General features: G+C 42.0%; 17 protein-coding genes. 9 read left to right on the top strand and 8 right to left on the bottom strand.

Annotation, left to right across the window (positions count from 1 at the left end):
* Positions 1-48: 48 nt before the first annotated feature.
* Positions 49-1,530: a hypothetical protein gene (locus FXV77_RS01270; protein ID WP_148917407.1), complete on the bottom strand. Its 1,482-nt coding sequence runs from the start codon at positions 1,528-1,530 to the stop codon at positions 49-51.
* A 117-nt stretch (positions 1,531-1,647) separates the two neighbouring features.
* Positions 1,648-3,543, bottom strand: coding sequence for an alpha-L-fucosidase (locus FXV77_RS01265; RefSeq protein ID WP_148917406.1), 1,896 nt, complete (start codon positions 3,541-3,543; stop codon positions 1,648-1,650).
* A gap of 116 nt (positions 3,544-3,659) precedes the next feature.
* Here FXV77_RS01265 and tpx point away from each other — a divergent pair, with 116 nt between their 5' ends.
* Complete coding sequence (gene tpx / locus FXV77_RS01260; RefSeq protein WP_148917405.1) at positions 3,660-4,157, top strand: thiol peroxidase; 498 nt, start codon at positions 3,660-3,662, stop codon at positions 4,155-4,157.
* A 29-nt stretch (positions 4,158-4,186) separates the two neighbouring features.
* Here tpx and FXV77_RS01255 read toward each other — a convergent pair whose 3' ends face one another.
* Positions 4,187-5,368 carry a trans-sulfuration enzyme family protein gene (locus FXV77_RS01255; RefSeq protein WP_148917926.1) on the bottom strand — a complete coding sequence of 394 codons (1,182 nt, stop codon included), beginning with the start codon at positions 5,366-5,368 and terminating at the stop codon, positions 4,187-4,189.
* A gap of 124 nt (positions 5,369-5,492) precedes the next feature.
* Here FXV77_RS01255 and FXV77_RS01250 point away from each other — a divergent pair, with 124 nt between their 5' ends.
* Entirely contained in the window at positions 5,493-6,719 is a 1,227-nt protein-coding gene (locus FXV77_RS01250) for an OmpP1/FadL family transporter (protein WP_246162142.1), read from the top strand.
* On the top strand, positions 6,719-8,026 hold the full coding sequence (locus FXV77_RS01245) for an SGNH/GDSL hydrolase family protein (RefSeq protein ID WP_317132123.1): 1,308 nt from the start codon (positions 6,719-6,721) through the stop codon (positions 8,024-8,026). Before FXV77_RS01250 ends, FXV77_RS01245 begins: the two co-directional genes overlap by 1 nt.
* Positions 8,027-8,033: 7 nt before the next feature.
* On the opposite strand, the gene FXV77_RS01240 is transcribed toward FXV77_RS01245, so the two are convergent.
* Positions 8,034-8,921 carry a glycerophosphodiester phosphodiesterase family protein gene (locus FXV77_RS01240; protein ID WP_148917404.1) on the bottom strand — a complete coding sequence of 296 codons (888 nt, stop codon included), beginning with the start codon at positions 8,919-8,921 and terminating at the stop codon, positions 8,034-8,036.
* A 151-nt stretch (positions 8,922-9,072) separates the two neighbouring features.
* Between FXV77_RS01240 and FXV77_RS01235 the strand changes: the two genes are divergently transcribed.
* On the top strand, positions 9,073-9,489 hold the full coding sequence (locus FXV77_RS01235; protein ID WP_148917403.1) for an OsmC family protein: 417 nt from the start codon (positions 9,073-9,075) through the stop codon (positions 9,487-9,489).
* Positions 9,490-9,497: 8 nt separating this feature from the next.
* Here the strand turns inward: FXV77_RS01235 and FXV77_RS01230 are convergent, their stop codons facing one another.
* From FXV77_RS01230 to FXV77_RS01220, 3 genes are read right to left on the bottom strand one after another with little or no spacing between them, the layout of a single operon-like run.
* Positions 9,498-10,418: a hypothetical protein gene (locus tag FXV77_RS01230; protein WP_148917402.1), complete on the bottom strand. Its 921-nt coding sequence runs from the start codon at positions 10,416-10,418 to the stop codon at positions 9,498-9,500.
* 15 nt (positions 10,419-10,433) lie between these two features.
* A complete protein-coding gene (locus FXV77_RS01225; RefSeq protein ID WP_148917401.1) occupies positions 10,434-10,703 on the bottom strand; it encodes a PqqD family protein in 270 nt (89 codons plus the stop codon).
* Between the two features lie 32 nt (positions 10,704-10,735).
* Positions 10,736-11,776, bottom strand: a complete 1,041-nt coding sequence (locus FXV77_RS01220) for a DUF2157 domain-containing protein (RefSeq protein WP_148917400.1) — start codon at positions 11,774-11,776, stop codon at positions 10,736-10,738.
* A gap of 144 nt (positions 11,777-11,920) precedes the next feature.
* Between FXV77_RS01220 and uvrA the strand changes: the two genes are divergently transcribed.
* Entirely contained in the window at positions 11,921-14,773 is a 2,853-nt protein-coding gene (gene uvrA / locus FXV77_RS01215) for an excinuclease ABC subunit UvrA (RefSeq protein WP_148917399.1), read from the top strand.
* A 14-nt stretch (positions 14,774-14,787) separates the two neighbouring features.
* On the opposite strand, the gene FXV77_RS01210 is transcribed toward uvrA, so the two are convergent.
* Positions 14,788-15,447 carry a helix-turn-helix domain-containing protein gene (locus tag FXV77_RS01210; RefSeq protein WP_148917398.1) on the bottom strand — a complete coding sequence of 220 codons (660 nt, stop codon included), beginning with the start codon at positions 15,445-15,447 and terminating at the stop codon, positions 14,788-14,790.
* Between the two features lie 89 nt (positions 15,448-15,536).
* On the opposite strand from FXV77_RS01210, the gene FXV77_RS01205 reads away from it, so the two are divergent.
* Genes FXV77_RS01205 through FXV77_RS01190 form a run of 4 tightly spaced genes read left to right on the top strand, consistent with a single transcriptional unit; the run spans position 15,537 to position 17,579 of the window.
* A complete protein-coding gene (locus FXV77_RS01205; protein ID WP_148917397.1) occupies positions 15,537-15,938 on the top strand; it encodes a type III secretion system chaperone family protein in 402 nt (133 codons plus the stop codon).
* 1 nt (position 15,939) lies between these two features.
* Complete coding sequence (locus tag FXV77_RS01200; protein ID WP_148917396.1) at positions 15,940-16,635, top strand: PspA/IM30 family protein; 696 nt, start codon at positions 15,940-15,942, stop codon at positions 16,633-16,635.
* 4 nt (positions 16,636-16,639) lie between these two features.
* Positions 16,640-16,903 (top strand): PLDc N-terminal domain-containing protein, encoded by a 264-nt coding sequence (locus FXV77_RS01195; RefSeq protein ID WP_148917395.1) that lies wholly within the window; start codon positions 16,640-16,642, stop codon positions 16,901-16,903.
* Complete coding sequence (locus tag FXV77_RS01190; protein WP_148917394.1) at positions 16,896-17,579, top strand: DUF1449 family protein; 684 nt, start codon at positions 16,896-16,898, stop codon at positions 17,577-17,579. The genes FXV77_RS01195 and FXV77_RS01190 overlap by 8 nt, the downstream gene beginning before the upstream one ends.
* Position 17,580 lies beyond the last annotated feature (1 nt).

Here is a 17,580-nt window from a genome sequence, read left to right as displayed (position 1 = left end):
CCTCTATCAAATCAAATTATAACCTGGTTATTATAAAAAATTAATTATTTAATTAAAATCAACTTGTTTTTCGCCATCCCAATTTTCGTTTAGACGAACAACAAATCCTCCGTTAGGTGTATCCAATAATTTACCACGGAACAGCAATTGCATATTGTTGTGGATTTCGCTATCTACCTGAAATGTCGTTATCAATTCATCTGATACATCGTAAGCTTCCACAATGTACGTTAATGGTACAGCTATCGTTGTATACCCGATAAATTGGTTAAAAAATACTTCCCGGATATCCTCACTAAACCCGGGAAGGATAACAATTTCCGATAGGTCGTCTACTGGATTATTCATTACGGGCTGAAAAGGCGCATAAAATTGAGGTTCATGTCCCTGCTTGACAACGAGCTTTGCCACATGCGACAAATCCGCGGCATCTGTAAATGCAAATCGAACCTCGCTATAATAACGGCTTAGTTCTATGTCCTTTTGCATATCCCCGTTGACAGAAAATGTATCTAGAACACCAAAAATCTTTGCCTTATGATTTGCGAAGGTATTGGCAATAAAATATGCAGCAGCATTGCCTGTTTCTGGGATGTTTAATTCCGCATTGGATACATTTGTTACAAAGGAAGCGATATAATCCCCCGCGGGAAGTGTTAGTTGGAAATCAGACAACGCTCCTTCCCGAAAATGGTCGGCTCCGGAGAGAACCAGATTTTTTGTTACGGCATCAAAAATATGATAATGTACCCGGCGTACACTCGCATCGGCTATCTCCTCCGCAATTCCAGACAGTCGGAAATTATCTATACGCATAATACCGGTAACGTCGTTATAATCACCTGCACTTCCACGGTTGCCCGCTTGAGGAATCAATTTGACATATAAATCTGCCGAAAGGTCCAACGATAGTTCTTCCAACGAAAAAGCAAACGAATTTCTTGCTTGTGGCGTATTCGTATTCGTAAACTGGTTATTATCTTTCAGCGCCGTGTAGCTTTCTCCATCTTGAGAAAATAAAAGAGAGAAACCCTTTGGTCCGGTTCCCGAAGAACTCACATCAAACGCTAATTCATGAACCTCCAGCACTTTCGTCAACGGCATCTTGAAAATCAATTCCTTCAAACCTTTCAACGACAATGCTCTTCCGGCTATATAGCTCTCATAACTCCATCCCGTGCCGTATTCATCGGGAATCAGTCCCTGATTATAGGTGATGTTCCAATGGGTACTTGGATAACTATCTGGCATCAAGGATTCCGCATTGAAAGACCAGTAATAAATATAGCCTTCATACGTATTTTGATTAAAATTTTTGGCAGTAGAACGTTTTTCAACATCCCCTGCCCTTTGTGCTTTTGTTCCCAAAGGGGAAACAAGGTGTTCAAATTCCTGGAATTTAAAACCTATGGTATAGCTTTCTTGACCATCATCGGGTTCCACTGCATTTTTTTTGCAGGAAGCCATGTTAAGCATGATAAACAAGATGGAAAAGCTATACCAAACCGAATGGATTGGTCTTTTCATCATAGTTCAGTTATCAAGTTATAATTCAATTGATAACCAAATATAATGAATGGGCATCAGAAAACCAATAAACATTTGATTTTCTGATGCTTCCCAATTGACCGTATCTATCCTATATTATTAATTAAACAGTGTAAACGATGCTACAGAGAACGTTTTGCCTACTGTTTCTACCGGAACAAAGCGTATATATTTATCTTGAACAGGCGTGTTCCACGTAAGAGTTTGCTCAATAGGATTTGCCTGAATATTGGAAAATTCTCCGGTCCTAATCGTTTTCCATTCTTTACCATCCGCACTGGTTGCAATCTCATACTTCAACGCAATACCTTCTTTCTGTCCATCTTGACGCGGCAAATAACTTATTGCTGAAACCGGTTTTTTCAGTTCAAAGACAACTCCTCCTCTAATTTCGGTAAGTATTTCAAAAGTCGTTGGGTCATTGTCTACACTCTTGGACAGACCATTGCCCGTTCGTATGGTGAAGTCGCTCGAAGTGAGCTTAGCTTGTTCATCGTTGGCATTTTTGTCAAATGTGAACGGCTCCATAAATTCTTTGAACAAACCAAAATCGCTCAATGTCGGTGCTACCGGTGCGTGCAATTTGATCTTCAACTTCGTTGCCTTTACAGGTTCGTCTAAGCGAATAAGCCGATTGGCTCCAATACTTGTTGCCGATGCCAGTGACGCCCATTCACCATCCTGGAATATAGTTATGGACACGCTATCCAGTCGCTGTCCCAATTTAATATTTTCACGTAAACGAATGATATCAAACACTTGTTCCGAGGGCAACGTAATCTCCAACTCCGGTTCCAATACATCATCGTCAGACGCATAATAGCTATAACGATCGTCATCTAATAACCACTTTGTGCCAAACTTATCGGCGTTGCCACGTACGTTAGAAGCTTTAATCCGTGCGCCCTCCGCCAGGTTGTTTTCGAAGGTCTTTGCTACCTTCCGACCGAAAGCTTCCAAAGATTTCACATCGTTGGCATGCAAATAGCCCGCCGGCATGGGTGCCAGTCCTAAGTTCATATTGGCACCGCGTCCTACGGACTTGAGGTAAATCTCAAACAACTCATCCGGCGTTTTCACTTGACTGTCTTGATCAGGATGGTAAAACCAACCCGGTCGATGGGGCACATCACATTCCGCTGGGATCCAGTGTTCGCCATTTCGTGTGCCTGTCTCGGACTCACTGTAGTCTGAAGCCCCCGGCAACGCGGGACCCCCATCGATTCCTCTGGGCGTGTAGGTGGCCCAACTTGTTTCAGCTGCGAAACCTTTTTCGTTGCCGACCCAGCGCATGTCTGGTCCTACATCTGAAAAGATCATCGCCATCGGTTGCTTTTCGCGTACTATAGGCCAAGTTTTCTCATGCCATTCGTAGTATGTTGTACGATCGATAATACGCTTCTCTTTTTTACCACCGTAATAGCCATCGCCACCGTTTGCTCCATCATGCCATGATGTAAATAATTCATCGTATTGGGTCATCAATTCCATCAGCTGCTCGCGATAAGCTTCCGCATAGGCCGGAGAACCGTAACGCGTGTCGTTTCTATCCCAAGCAGACAGGTATACGCCAAACTTCATCCCCTGGTCGTGGGTGGCTTGCATAAACTCCTTCACCATATCCCCCTTTCCGTCTTTCCAAGGTGATGCAGCTATGCTGTAATTTGTCGTTTCCGTAGGCCATAGACAAAAGCCATCGTGGTGCTTCGCTACAGAAATCAACCCTTTAAAACCAGCCGAGGCTGCTGCTGCTGCAATCTGCTGCGCATCAAAATGCTGCGGATTGAAAATCTGAGGATCGGCATCTCCAAAGCCCCACTCCTTATTCTGAAAAGTTGTCGGCGTATAATGGATTAAAGAATACATTTCCATTTCATGCCAGCGCAATTGGCGTTCTGTCGGTAAAACCCCGTAAGGTTCTGGTTCAACTACCTCTTGCATACATGCTGTTACCGGCAAAATAAAAGATAGTAAGAGTAATCTTGATTTTTTCATGTTTTGATGTTTCTGTACTATACTTCGTGAAAATAATAATTTAATCTGAAAACATCACAGGGCAGAAATTTATTTAAAATTTCGTACCTTAATTGTCTTATTTAAAATTAGAAATCATGACTAAAATTACATTTAAAGGAACAGCAGTAAATACACAAGGTGATTTACCCACAGTTGGGTCTTCTGCACCCGACTTCAAATTGACCACAGGCGATTTATCAGAGAAAAGTTTAAGCGATTTTAAGGGAAAAAAGGTAGTCTTAAATATCTTTCCGAGCATAGACACGGGTACATGTGCCATGTCTGTACGGAAGTTTAATGAAAAAGCTTCAGGGTTGGAAAACACCGTTGTATTGTGCATCTCACGCGACCTTCCTTTTGCACAGGGGCGCTTCTGCGCTGCAGAAAACTTGGAAAACGTAATCACGCTTTCCGAGTATAAAGACAGTAACTTCTCAGATGCTTATCACGTAAAGTTTGTGGATGGCCCGTTGACTGGTTTATTAAGCCGCTCTGTTGTCGTAATTGATGAAGAAGGCAAAGTATCTTATATAGAGCAGGTCGCTGAAACGACGGAAGAGCCCGATTACGATAAGGCGCTAGCAGCCTTATAAAGGTTAGGAGTCAAGAACTCCTAACCTTTTTATCCTTCATCCCTAGAAGCTTCCAAAGCTTGCAAAATATCCCCAATAATATCGTCTTTGTCCTCAATACCTACCGACAGGCGAACACTGCCCGGCTTGATACCCAAGTTCAAACGCTCTTCTTCACTCAATTTTGAATGTGTAGTGGATCCTGGGTGTGTAGCGATAGAACGCGCATCACCAAGATTAGAGGTATACAAGATCATTTGCAAAGCATCTAAAAATCGGAAAGCTCGCGCTGCTCCCCCTTTTACTTCAAAGGTTACAATACCGCCGCCGGCTTTCATCTGTTTAGTCGCCAGTTCATATTGTGGATGTGACGGTAAAAACGGATATTTCACGTCCACTATCTCCGGATGTTTTTCCAATGTTTCCGCTAATGCCAAAGCATTGCTACAATGTCGGTCCATACGCAAGCTCAGCGTATCTATGCTTTTTGACAATACCCAAGCATTAAAAGGAGACATTGCCGGTCCGGTATGCCGTATAAAGAACATCAACTGGTCAATCAAATCCTGTTTTCCAACGATAACACCACCTAATACACGACCCTGTCCATCCATATATTTTGTTGCGGAATGAATGGAAAGATCAAAACCATATTTTAGCGGCTTTTGCAAATATGGTGTTGCAAAACAATTATCGATTGCAAATATAACATCAGGGTGTTTTTCTTTCAAAGCTCCCAAAAATGCTAAATCAGCAAGCTCTAAACCAGGATTAGAAGGAGATTCAAGAAAAACTATTTTGGTATTTGGTTGAATAGCACGCTCCCAAGCCTCATTGTCCACCGCATCCACATAGGTATGTGTTACTCCCCAACGAGGGAACAATTGTGTCAAAAGTTGATGGGTAGAGCCGAAAAGAGCTCGGGCTGAAACAATATGATCACCTTGCCCGATGAAACCTGCGAAAGAAGCGAAAACAGCTGCCATCCCAGAAGAAAATGCTAGACCAGCTTCTGCCCCCTCCATAATACAAACTTTATTTATAAATTCTGCTGTATTAGGATTTGCATAGCGCGAATAGACCATCCCGGATTCTTCTTCTGCAAAAATAGCTCGCCCCTGCTCTGCATTATCAAAAATAAAACTCGACGTTAAATATAAAGGAACGGAATGCTCTCTTGTTGCTGATCGTGGAGCTTGCTCCCTTATGATTTTAGATTGATCTTTCTCCATAACGGACAAAGTTAAAGTTTTTTCCATATTTTATAGACACAAAATATTATGCTGGCATATAGTTTGCTACCTTTTACTAGGAGTTTATAAACCTACTCATGCGTTTTATCTAAAAACACAATTTATGCAGATAAAAAAACTACTATTAGGATTGTTACTTGTTAGCCCTACCCTATTATGGGCCCAGGGATCACAGGTAAACACACAGGGCCAAAAAGCTGTCGGTATGGCCGGTGCCGGTTCAGCACTTTTTGTAGACGAAACTTCCATCTTCTATAGTCCGGGTGCACTTGCCAAAATGAATCAGAACGCAGTATCTGTTGGCGCTAGTGCCATTATGTATCGCTCAGCCTTTCGAGAGTTTAATAGCAACGATGTGCACCACACGAAGTTTAAGATATCGCCACCGTTCTCTGTCTTTGCGACATTTGGCCCTCGAAACTCTTGGTGGAAAGCTGGCCTTGGTGTATATACGCCGTTTGGCGGTTCTGTTGATTGGGGTGATCAATGGCCTGGTCGGTACGAGTTAAATCACTTACAGATGCGGGCAATATATATCCAACCGACATTAAGTTTCAAACTGACAGAAAATTTCGGTATCGGTGGGGGCTTCGTATACAACGTGGGCTTGGTCGATCTTTCACGCTCCATACCGCTGGCGTCGGCTGATGGCACCCCCGGAAGGGCAGAGTTGTCCGGCGTAGGTACGGGTATGGGCTTTAATGTGGGCGTACATTATAATTTAGAGGATGACTTCGCGATCTCACTAAGTTATCGTTCCCAAGTGATCACCAAGCTTAAAGACGGAGATGCTGAATTTACCGTGCCTCCTGCTTTAGCGACCTCCTTTCCAAACACCACATTTGACGCGGAGCTTCCACTTCCAAGTTCGTTCAACATAGGTCTTACGTTCCCGGCCAGTGAGCGAGTGGATATCGCAGCCGACGCTACCTTCATTGGTTACAGTATATATAAAGAGCTGGTTTTCGACTATAAAGAAAATACCCCTGTGTTAGAAGATACGAAACAGGAGAAAAAATATGAAAATGCGCTTTCAGCTAAAGTGGGCATCAATTATGAAGCTTCTGATCGCCTCGATCTGCGGATAGGAGGAGGCTACGTATATAGCCCTGTTCGGGGGCCTTACGTATCACCCGAAACTCCAGACAACAATCGTATGATGGGATCTATTGGATTTACGTACGATATTAACGACCGATGGGATCTTACGGGTGCTTATGTTTTTCAACGCATCCTAGAGCGAACTGTAACAAGTGCAAATACAGGACTTTCCGGCGCGTATAAAACAAACATTCACGCTCCTGGTATATCCTTAACTTATAAATGGTAATGATGATGAAAAGAATATTCAAAAATATACCGCTATATATTGGTATTTTATCCACTCTTCTAGCTTTTTCCTGCAAACCCGAAATCGAGGGCATTCCGACAACAGCCGGAGAAGCCGATTTTTCAAAATACATTGCTGTCGGAAATTCCTTAACAGCAGGCTTTGCTGATGGAGGATTATACCTTGAAGGACAACAGGTGGCGTTTCCTAATCTCATTTCCGAGCAATTGCGACAAGTTGGCGGAGGTAATTTTAGAAGCCCATTTTTCTCTGAAAATGAACGTAACGGATCGGGATATCTGCACCTTAAAGATCTTGTTAATGGACAACCTGTGATGGAGAACGTCACCGACCATCTAGCTTACAGGCAAGAAGGTAAACTAACAAAATATACAGACGACATCGAAAACTTGGGCGTTCCGGGCATGCGGTTAGATCTTTCTACCCAAGATTGGTTTGGGGGTTTGAACATGTATTTCGAACGGCTATTACCGGATTCCGATGTTGGATCGAAAACCTACGTACAATTTGCCACGGAAAAAAACCATACATTTTTTAGTTTTTGGCTGGGAAACAACGATGTTTTGGGTTACGCCATGAATGGTGCCGTAACCAATCCAGGCGATCCCACCACAGTACTGACACAAACCGCAACGTTTGAACAAGTGTACAGAGATTTTATCGGGGCATTGACGACCAACGAACGGAAAGGCGTAGTCGCCACTATTCCCGATGTAACAGCCATTCCTTTTTTCACCACGGTGACACGGGAAGCATTGATCGCAGCAGTAAAAGCGGAGAGTGGTCAAGATATTCAAGACATCTATATCGAAACCGGAGCAGGTACGGCTAAAGCAGCCTCAGATAATGATTTGTTTGTGCTGCCATTTGCATCCGCAGGATTGTTAGGCAGCACCTCAGCGGAGAATCCTCTTCCATACGGCTTGCATCCAGACCATCCGGTCGAAAGCAAATATGTATTGGACAGCGATGAGGTGACGACTATTCAGGCTCGTGTGAAGGCGTTTAATGGTATTATTGAAGAGGTCGCGAAAGAAGAGGGATTGGCGTTGGCAAATGCCCATGCCTATCTTAACCGTGTTAAAAATCCGGGCATTGTTTACAACGGTGTAGCTGTCAATGCATCTTTTATTACCGGAAATGCTTTTTCGTTAGATGGTGTGCATCTTACGCCAATAGGAAATGCGCTCATCGCCAATCTTTTTATTGAAGCCATAAACAAACAATATGGCAGTAGGATTCCAAAGGTAGATGCCTCAAAATATAGAGGAGTGAAATTTCCTTAGGGAAATTTCACTTCTTACCGACTCCTTTCAAATAGGTAATTAAGTATGGACTCCGGTCAGTCTGGATAATTCTAGCGTTTAATGTATTCACTAGATAGCCATAAGACTCATCGGGGTCTTCCACTGCTTTATCATCATCGTGTCCTCCGGCCAGCGTGTCCCAAAGCGTGTTGTACCACAATAGGTTTTTCCCTTTTAATTCTGAAGCAAGCTGCAAAGGTAACTTATTCGTTTTTTCTTTATAAACCAATTCGAATGCGACCGGATTTATTTCCTGATTAAAGTCATCGATTATTTGTTTTGCATTTGGATTATCCAAATTTACAATAGGCATATAAATTACTTTATCTAAATATTGCCCGAATTGTTGTTTAACGGTAGCGACATCTTTATTTCCTTTCATGATGATATGATCGGTTGTATTTGTTTTCTCTAACAGCGCATAAACTTCATCAAATAAATCGTACGCTTTATCCAGATTTAACATCACCCTCCCTTTAGCAAGAAGTAGGGCATCTTCCAATGTTGGAATGCTATGGTGCGTTCGTAATCCCGCTCCGTTCTTCAATTTCAAAGTTTTTAATGAATCGAGCGTCCACTTCCCTACACTTCCTTTTCCCGTCGTTGTTCTATCCAAGGTTTTATCGTGCATAAGGATCAAATGCCCATCTTTCGTTTTAGCAAGATCGATTTCGACAACATCCACACCTGCTTCGATTGCCAGCTCGATAGCTTTTAGTGAATTTTCCGGTGCCTGTCTCCATTCCCCTCGATGGGAAACAACCAGAACATTCGTTTCATCACGATTCACTAAAGCTTGCCTTATTTTATCAACTTGTCCAAATATTGCGTGGATCTGAAGCAAGAATACTACGATTATAAAATATTTTTTCATAGTCTTAAGTTTTATCAGAAAAGTCTAATTTGTTTGTTTCGACGAAGATAGTAAGAATATAAAATATTTGCTTATCTTAACAGCATGAAACTTACATGATCCGCCAGCTGGCCGACACGAAGGACAAGAATTTAAAAAACTATTTATTCGAATGAAAATCCATTTGCAACGTAAAAACGACGCGGTTCATTTTGAGGGTTCGAGCGAACTCGCCGACGTAAAAGTAAATATTGATGGTTCTGAGAGTATCGGGGGTGAAGGAAAAGGTGTACGTCCAATGGAGCTGGTATTGATGGCTTTAGGTTCTTGTAGCGTATTTGATCTTTCCAGCATCCTGAAGAAGCAACGTCAGGTAATAGAGGATATCCAGGTCGAGGTGGAAGGGAAACGACGGGAAGAAATCCCTAATATTTTCACCCACATACACATTACTTTTATATTAAAAGGGCAACTCGACGAAGCAAAAGTGCATAAAGCTGCGGAACTGGCCGTAAAGAAATATTGCTCCGTTCACGATATGTTAGCCGCAGGCGGCGTGGAGATTACGTATAGCTTGAAATTCGTTTAAACCGAATGCTAACTTTGTTCTTCAAAAAATGCTTTATACGATATCTGTGCAGCATCAGCGTTGGGCAGGCATTCCAAGTGCCCCACATTTACCTGATCCACTAATTGCGAAAGTGTATCCGTCATGGCATTAAATAAATCTTTATTCCAGCGGAGCGCAGTACAACTAGGAAGGACGGTAACCAGACTTTCCATACCTTTTTTCCACGTAAATCTATTATGGGGAGCTTGTTCCAGCCGTACAAATCCTTTGAATTCTACACGCTTATTTTTGTAACACGGTGTTTTCCCGCTCCACGGCGTTCCATATATCATAATCCGTCCATCTTCCTCGAGCCGTACAACAGGATTATCGTCGTTTAACAATGCAGTATCTGGAATATGCTGTAGCCAAAGCCTACTATGCGTACTTTTCCCCGTGCCACTCTTTCCTAAAAACGCTACACCTTGCTTTTCCTGGTAAACAATGACGGAAGCGTGAATCAATATAAGCCGATGTTGTAATCCCACTTGTCCAAAAACAACCATTAACAACCAACTGACAAACTCCCCCATACGCGGATCATCCGCTTTTCCATATATGCGCGATTCTCTGAAATCTTTCGTGCTTTTCATCATCCACTGCTTGTCTTTTATGTTGTGTTTTATCAGTGTGACAAATGTATTTTCTTGTTCATAGAAACGAAAATTGTCACCCCACACAAGAGAGATATCACTTCGAAGCGTGCCCCAATCTTCTTCTAAGGGTACCACTTCTTCCATAAAGGTCACTACTGTAGCAGATGTTCCATTACTATGTTCCTTGCGAAAACTGATGAAAGAAGATAAAATATGATCCAGGTTTAACGTGGAGGGAAAACGTAATTCTAGTTGTAAACCTGCGATTTCATAATAGTGGTTTGTCAATTCTGGCGCTATATTGGTTTCCATATTTATATATCTACCCTATGCTTCCAAGAGACCAGCTTTCTCAAATTCCTGCATCAAGGATTCCGCATCTTCTACGGCCTTTTCTTGCGAAACGTCATAACGTTCGAATAGAAGCTCCGCTATATGCTCTACACTGATTTCTTTTCCTACCAATTGCTCCCAAAGCCACGCAGCGGTCTTATTAAGGGTATGAACTTTGGAAAGGTCTACCATGCCCTGACTTGGGTCTACCATAATATAGTCGTCCCCCACTTTCCTAAGGACTAAATCTTGTCTTAACTTCATAATGAAACAAAAATAATATTATTTATGATAAATCACCTCTCTTTACGCCATATCCGTTCTGCCCATCTGCCAACAAACCAAAATGATCCCGCCAACAGGAGAAAGAAAATCGTGCGGTTGATATTATCCCACAAATATTCCACAAAGCGGGTATATAGGTTCAGGATAAAGAAAACAAAACCTATATCGCGCGAAGCATGGTCTTTTGTCTTCATGCCATACAAAGCTAATCCCAATGAAACCAGAATAGCTAAGATACCCCAATAAAGGATATGGTATTGACGAACCTGCGTCCACGCATCGAAATCACTGTAATTACCAAAAATAGAAAGGCACCACAACGCTATCATCGTATACAATAATCCAACGACATAACTTGTTGATTGAAAAGGTTTCAGCGGTTTTATTTTTTCCTGCCCCCACAGCGCAAAAGTGGTCAACAACAATCCAAACAAGGTAAAGCGCAACGGATAGTTCATACCCCAAAATTTAAATCCCCAATTGCTATGGTATGCCGTTTCAGTCGCAAACCAGATACCAAGTGCCACCAACGTAAATACCCATATGAGTTTAGAATTAAGTTTAACCGATAAGGTACCGTAGATGATAATTGACAGCAGAAAAAGGAGTGTATAATGGTTTGTCGTTCGATCCAGCACCTGCCCCAGAAAACCTATACATGCAGCTGTTGCAAAAGAGCCTGCAAGCATCAGGGTTTCATTAGAAAACATCTTCTCCGGATATCGCTTCTTGTTCCGGAAGCCCAGAAAATAAAAAAGAATAGCGATGCCAGCAAAAAATAAGCAGAAAACAATATTTGGCGTTTCATAAAAGCGCTCCACAAAACGTATCAAAGCATCATCTGCGAAAAGCGAAAATACGGCAAAAATGAGGGAAACCAATGCTATCCAGAATGCATATCGAGCCAAATGTTTCCATTCGAACCCTCTTTCGTCAATAGTTTCCTTCAATTCTTCGACTTTGCCAGCTTCCAGTAGATTGGAATTCCGCCAGTGGTCAAGTGCATTTTCAACGACTTCTCGCTCCTGCTTTGTCAAATCCAATTTTTTCACGCGCTGTTTGTTTTTATACAACCAAAGTACAAATTACTAGCCAAAAAAATTTATGTTATCTAATTTCACCACTGATGGCCGGCCACTCATTCCTGACTAAAAATTCCGTACCTTTGTACCTTGCAAAATTCAGAACATTACAGTATGAGCTCTATCAAGCAGCACAATCATATAGATTTAAGTGAACATCGTGAAATTGAGGTATTTGGCGCACGTGTACACAACCTCAAAAATATCGACGTCAGTTTTCCTCGCAATGAATTAGTCGTGATTACCGGGCTTAGCGGTAGTGGCAAATCTTCTCTGGCCTTCGACACGATCTACGCAGAAGGACAACGTCGTTATATGGAAACTTTTTCTGCTTACAGCCGACAGTTTTTAGGCGGAATGGAACGCCCCGACGTCGACAAAATATCGGGATTAAGCCCTGTGATATCCATCGAACAAAAAACGACAAACAAGAACCCACGCTCGACCGTTGGAACAATCACCGAAATATACGATTTCCTGCGATTGCTGTATGCAAGAGCAAGCGAGGCTTATTCTTACGTAACGGGCAAACTCATGCAACGTATGTCGGAAGAGCAGATTGTGGACAGAATATTAGTAGAATTCGGCGATGAGCCTATCTATATTCTAGCACCTGTTGTGAAAGGCCGTAAAGGTCATTATCGCGAGCTTTTTGAACAGATTCGTAAACAAGGCTATACGAAGGTACGTGTAGATGGCGAAATTCTGGAACTTGTTCCTAAAATGCAGGTCGATCGCTATAAGATCCACGATATTGAAACAGTTGTAGACCGTCTATACGCAAGCGAAGGAGACAAAAAGCGGCTATATACATCTGTTATGCAAGCCATGAAAGTAGCGAAAGGCATTATCAAAATCGCGAACAAGGACGGACGGGAACATTTCTTCAGCCGCTATCTCATGGATGCGGAGTCGGGCATATCCTACGACGAACCGCAACCGAATACTTTTTCTTTCAACTCGCCGTATGGTGCCTGTCCAAAATGTGATGGACTCGGTTATATATTCGAAATCGACAAAGACATTGTTATTCCAGATAAAAAAGGGAGCATACAAAAGGGTGCTATCCTACCTTTAGGCCCATCGCGTGACTCATGGACATTCCAAGTCGTGAAAGCAGTAGCCAAAAAACTGGACTTTTCCTTGACCAGTCCTATTGAAAAGTTAAGCAGCGAGCAACTGGACACCCTTCTTTTTGGAGGTGAAGAGCCTTTAAGTCTTACCGTTTCTTACGGAAGTTATGGTGCACGCGAATACAAAATACAGTTCACGGGGATCTTCGATATGTTAGAAGAAATAAATGGCCGGGGTTCAGACGACGCGCCTATCTTAGAGGATTTCCGGACGAAAGTCATGTGTCCCACATGCCAAGGTGCACGACTGAAAAAAGAATCTTTACATTTTAAAATAGATCAAAAGAATATTCACGAGTTGGCCAGCATGGATATCTCCGCGTTGTACGATTGGTTTGAAGGCATAGAAAACCGTCTCAACGAGCGCCAGAATACCATTGCTGCCGAAATCCTGAAGGAAATTCGTGCCAGGATAGGCTTCCTGTTGGATGTAGGATTAAGCTACCTCACCTTGGACCGCTCTTCCAAAACACTTTCTGGAGGCGAAGCCCAGCGTATACGATTGGCGACACAAATAGGCTCCCAACTCGTGAATGTGTTATATATCCTGGATGAACCGAGCATCGGATTACATCAACGGGATAATGAACGGTTGATTAATTCGCTGAAAAATCTACGTGATATCGGGAATTCGGTATTGGTGGTGGAGCATGATAAAGACATGATTCTACAAGCTGATTACGTCATTGATATGGGACCAGAAGCAGGTATACATGGCGGAAGTGTAGTAACACAGGGAACACCGGAAGAAATTATGAGAGCTGATACATTGACAGCCAGTTATCTCAACGGACAGAAAGAAGTTGCTATCCCAACTAAGCGACGTAAAGGCAACGGCAATGTATTATCGTTAAAAGGCGCTTCTGGAAATAATTTGAAGAATATCCATGTAGAATTTCCTTTAGGAAAATTAATTTTAGTGACAGGTGTATCCGGTTCGGGAAAATCCAGCCTTATTACAGGAACACTCTATCCTATTTTAAACAAACATTTTTTCCGTGCGAAAAGCACGCCGCTACCCTATAAAAAAATAGAAGGACTTGAACATATTGACAAAGTCATCGAAATCAACCAAAGCCCGATAGGGCGCACACCACGTTCCAACCCGTCGACTTATACCGGTGTTTTTTCGGATATTCGTACCTTGTTCGTGCAATTGCCGGAAGCAAAAATACGAGGCTACAAGCCTGGTCGTTTTTCTTTTAACGTCAAGGGAGGTCGCTGCGAAACCTGTCAAGGCGCAGGCATGAAAATCATCGAAATGAACTTCTTACCCGACGTACAAGTTCCATGCGAAACGTGTCATGGAAAGCGCTATAACCGCGAAACATTAGAGGTTCGCTACCGTGGAAAATCTATTTCCGATGTGCTGGACATGAGTATTGATGAAGCAGTGGATTTCTTTGAAAATATTCCTTCCATTTATCGAAAGATTAAAACCTTACAGGATGTAGGCCTAGGCTACATTACATTAGGGCAATCGTCTACCACCCTTTCCGGAGGAGAGGCACAACGCGTGAAGCTTGCTACCGAATTATCTAAAAAAGATACGGGCAATACGTTCTATATCTTAGATGAGCCGACTACCGGACTACACTTTGAAGATGTCAATGTTTTATTAGGTGTCATCAACCGATTAGTAGATCGTGGAAACACCGTATTGATTATCGAGCACAATCTGGATGTTGTGAAAACCGCGGACTGGGTTATTGATATGGGGCCAGAGGGTGGAAAAGGTGGCGGGCAATTGATGTTTGCCGGATTACCGGAGGACCTTATCAAACAGAAAGGCAATGAAACGGCTAGGTTTTTGAAGGAAGAAATGAAGAGATGACTTTTCGTAACAAACTAAACAACCCGCTCAAACTTACCGTAAAGCTTCCAGAAATAAGATTTCTTTTCCTCGGTGAATATCGTTTTCATCCAGTCGTTTAATATCAGTTCAATCTCGTTACTATTGGTTTGATATTGGCCAAAAAAGAGTTCATCAGCACCCCAATAAACGCCATAATGCTGATCAAGTGTGTGCAGAATTGCGATTTCTACCGGTTCAAAAAACAGAATGGCATTCTCTTCAAATGGAAATACGAGTGGCTTGGGAATAAAAGAGCAGTTCTCCACCGCGAGGAACTTTTGTTTATGATATATTGGAAAATAGATCTGCGGCAAAGTAGCCACGTCTATTTTTTGATCGGCATGCAGAAAACTTTCCCGACCTATAAAGGGTACAGCACTCATATTTTTAGCTGCCACCGGCAGCGTACTGTCTTCAAAATAGTCCTCGAAGTTCAAAATTTCATTTACAGTAAGCTGCTTTTGCAGCAATTCCGCCACGGGTATGCCAAAATATTTTGCAATCTGTAAAATAATCTCAATTTTTGGTTCGGCTCTCCGCTCTTCATACGAAGAGATATTCCCACGTGTCAGACCAAACAAGTCTGCAAAAGCTTGCTGACTTAACCCCTTCACTTTCCTAAGCTTTTTTATGTTACTTCCAATCTGACTCATTTAACTTTTTTTTATTTTTTTTTGCAAAATATTTTTGCATTTATTATATTTATGCAAAGTTTATGAGCAAATATACAATTTAATCGGCTATGCTGTTTCGGAAAATTAAAAAATATATAGAAGATATCGGATTCACTATTTGTAAAAACAGTGAGCAAGAAGGGTTTTTCATTGTCGAAAGTGAGACGGATGGCATCCATAATCTGATCATCGGCGTCGCGCCACCAGTGATTATTTTCGAGCAGTACCTGTTCACATTGCAGTCGGACAATCTGGCGACTTTCAAAGCATTGCTCATGAAAAACAGGGATATTATACATGGCGGATTTGCCCTTACAGAAGATGGCAAAAAAGTGATATTCCGCTACACGTTGCAGGCGCACAACATTGATCAGAATGAATTTGACGCAGCAATCAATTCGCTGTCTTTGTTACTCAGCGAGTATTATGAACAATTGATAGCATTTTCAAAGAATCAAACGAACAAGTAATATGATGAACATTTTCAAAAGACTTTTAAAGATAGGGCAATCGGAAATCCACGCGTTGGTGGATAGGATGGAAGATCCCATCCACATGATTGAACAAGGTATTCGGGACTTGAAGGAAGAACTTGCTGAGGTTATAGAAAAGCTGGCACAGGCTAAGGCATCTAAAATACGTTTGGAAAACAAAGCGGAACAAAATCGTGAACGTGCCGAACAGATGGAAGAGAAAGCCAAGACGATATTGCTGAAATACCATGCGGGTAAATTGGGAACTGATGTGGCCAACCGACTGGCTAAAGAAGCTTTGTTAAACAAGCAAGATTTGGTGGCAGAGCTGGACACATTACAAGATCAAATCGAAAGTCAGGGGCAAGCCTTGGAAAAAATTGCCCAACAAATGGAAGTTTTGCGCTATAACATTTCCAGATGGGAAAAAGAATTAACAATTTTAAAGGCAAAGCAAAAAGTAACCCGTGCTTCCGAACTCGCGAACCGCCATATCGCCACCATGGACACCCATGGAACGATTGATATGCTCGAACGCATGAAGCTTAAGGCTAAAGACAGTGAGGACCTGGCCCAAGCATATGCCGAAATTGCAGAGGAAACAGCCTTTAATGAAGTAAACACCATAAAAAACAAGAAAAAATCAGTAGAAGAAGAACTGGAGAACTTGAAACAAGAGCTAAAAAAACAATAACAACATGGACACCTTATTATTTATAAACATAGGCACACAAGAAGCCATTTTCTTGCTCGTTTTTGCTATTGCTGGGATAGCTCCTTTGATATTTGCAATCATTGCATTGGTTGATTTATTCAAAAGAGAGTTCGGCAATAAAACAACAGATAGAATATTACTGATTCTGTTAATTGTACTAGCACCACTCATCGGATCGATGATTTATTACTTGGTGCTAAGAAAAAATTATCCTTTAAAACATAAAGCAAAATGGAAACATGACTGATATTTTAAACCTTCTATTCCATCCACTTCCTAACGCCATCATGACCGTATTGACAGGTATTTCCCTGCTCTATTGGCTCTTCACGATGTTACTGGGAGACGGATTCGACTTTGGTGAGGCTGATGTCGCGTTTGAAGGTGCTGATGTCCACGAAGTCGATATACCAGACGATGCGGACATAGAAACAGACGCTGAACCTTCCTTTTTAACAAAAACGATGGCTTTTATCAACGTGGGTAAAGCGCCATTTATGGTCATCGTCACGTTATTTAAATTCATCAGCTGGATCATCACGATTGCATCATCACTCCTGTTCAATCTCACACAATTTGGCTGGAAATCCGTTTTAGTGCTTATTCCCGTCCTGTTACTCACTTTCTTCTTGATGCACTACGTTACCATTCCTTTGGTAAAATTGTACAAAAAAGTCGGTTACACAGGAGAAGAGGCACACGACTTTTTAGGACGCTCAGGCAAAATGCGCTCTACCATCGAAGGTGAACGTTTGGGTTGGCTGGAAATCGTTATTGGAAGCGACATCATTCAACTTAACGTAAAAAGTCAGCATGGGGAAAAGATTACGTATGGTGAACAGGCGACTGTCGTGGACGAAGGAGTCGACAAAAAATTCTATTATGTAAAAAAAGAGATTACACTCGAGAATATTTCATTATAAT

It is taken from the genome of Sphingobacterium phlebotomi (genome assembly GCF_008180195.1).
Lineage (GTDB): Bacteria > Bacteroidota > Bacteroidia > Sphingobacteriales > Sphingobacteriaceae > Sphingobacterium > Sphingobacterium phlebotomi.
Note: the sequence above shows the minus strand (reverse complement) of the source record. Positions and strands in the feature narration are given on the sequence as shown.

What these genes read in the sequence shown, in the direction of transcription:
- FXV77_RS01245 (WP_317132123.1), top strand. Translation starts at nt 6,719, where the DNA reads ATGATGATGAAAAGAATATTCAAAAATATACCGCTATATATTGGTATT.
- FXV77_RS01240 (WP_148917404.1), bottom strand. Translation starts at nt 8,921, where the DNA reads ATGAAAAAATATTTTATAATCGTAGTATTCTTGCTTCAGATCCACGCA.
- uvrA (WP_148917399.1), top strand. Translation starts at nt 11,921, where the DNA reads ATGAGCTCTATCAAGCAGCACAATCATATAGATTTAAGTGAACATCGT.
- FXV77_RS01250 (WP_246162142.1), top strand. Translation starts at nt 5,493, where the DNA reads ATGCAGATAAAAAAACTACTATTAGGATTGTTACTTGTTAGCCCTACC.
- FXV77_RS01225 (WP_148917401.1), bottom strand. Translation starts at nt 10,703, where the DNA reads ATGAAGTTAAGACAAGATTTAGTCCTTAGGAAAGTGGGGGACGACTAT.
- FXV77_RS01205 (WP_148917397.1), top strand. Translation starts at nt 15,537, where the DNA reads ATGCTGTTTCGGAAAATTAAAAAATATATAGAAGATATCGGATTCACT.
- tpx (WP_148917405.1), top strand. Translation starts at nt 3,660, where the DNA reads ATGACTAAAATTACATTTAAAGGAACAGCAGTAAATACACAAGGTGAT.
- FXV77_RS01210 (WP_148917398.1), bottom strand. Translation starts at nt 15,447, where the DNA reads ATGAGTCAGATTGGAAGTAACATAAAAAAGCTTAGGAAAGTGAAGGGG.
- FXV77_RS01195 (WP_148917395.1), top strand. Translation starts at nt 16,640, where the DNA reads ATGGACACCTTATTATTTATAAACATAGGCACACAAGAAGCCATTTTC.
- FXV77_RS01190 (WP_148917394.1), top strand. Translation starts at nt 16,896, where the DNA reads ATGACTGATATTTTAAACCTTCTATTCCATCCACTTCCTAACGCCATC.
- FXV77_RS01235 (WP_148917403.1), top strand. Translation starts at nt 9,073, where the DNA reads ATGAAAATCCATTTGCAACGTAAAAACGACGCGGTTCATTTTGAGGGT.
- FXV77_RS01265 (WP_148917406.1), bottom strand. Translation starts at nt 3,543, where the DNA reads ATGAAAAAATCAAGATTACTCTTACTATCTTTTATTTTGCCGGTAACA.
- FXV77_RS01270 (WP_148917407.1), bottom strand. Translation starts at nt 1,530, where the DNA reads ATGATGAAAAGACCAATCCATTCGGTTTGGTATAGCTTTTCCATCTTG.
- FXV77_RS01200 (WP_148917396.1), top strand. Translation starts at nt 15,940, where the DNA reads ATGATGAACATTTTCAAAAGACTTTTAAAGATAGGGCAATCGGAAATC.
- FXV77_RS01255 (WP_148917926.1), bottom strand. Translation starts at nt 5,368, where the DNA reads ATGGAGAAAGATCAATCTAAAATCATAAGGGAGCAAGCTCCACGATCA.
- FXV77_RS01230 (WP_148917402.1), bottom strand. Translation starts at nt 10,418, where the DNA reads ATGGAAACCAATATAGCGCCAGAATTGACAAACCACTATTATGAAATC.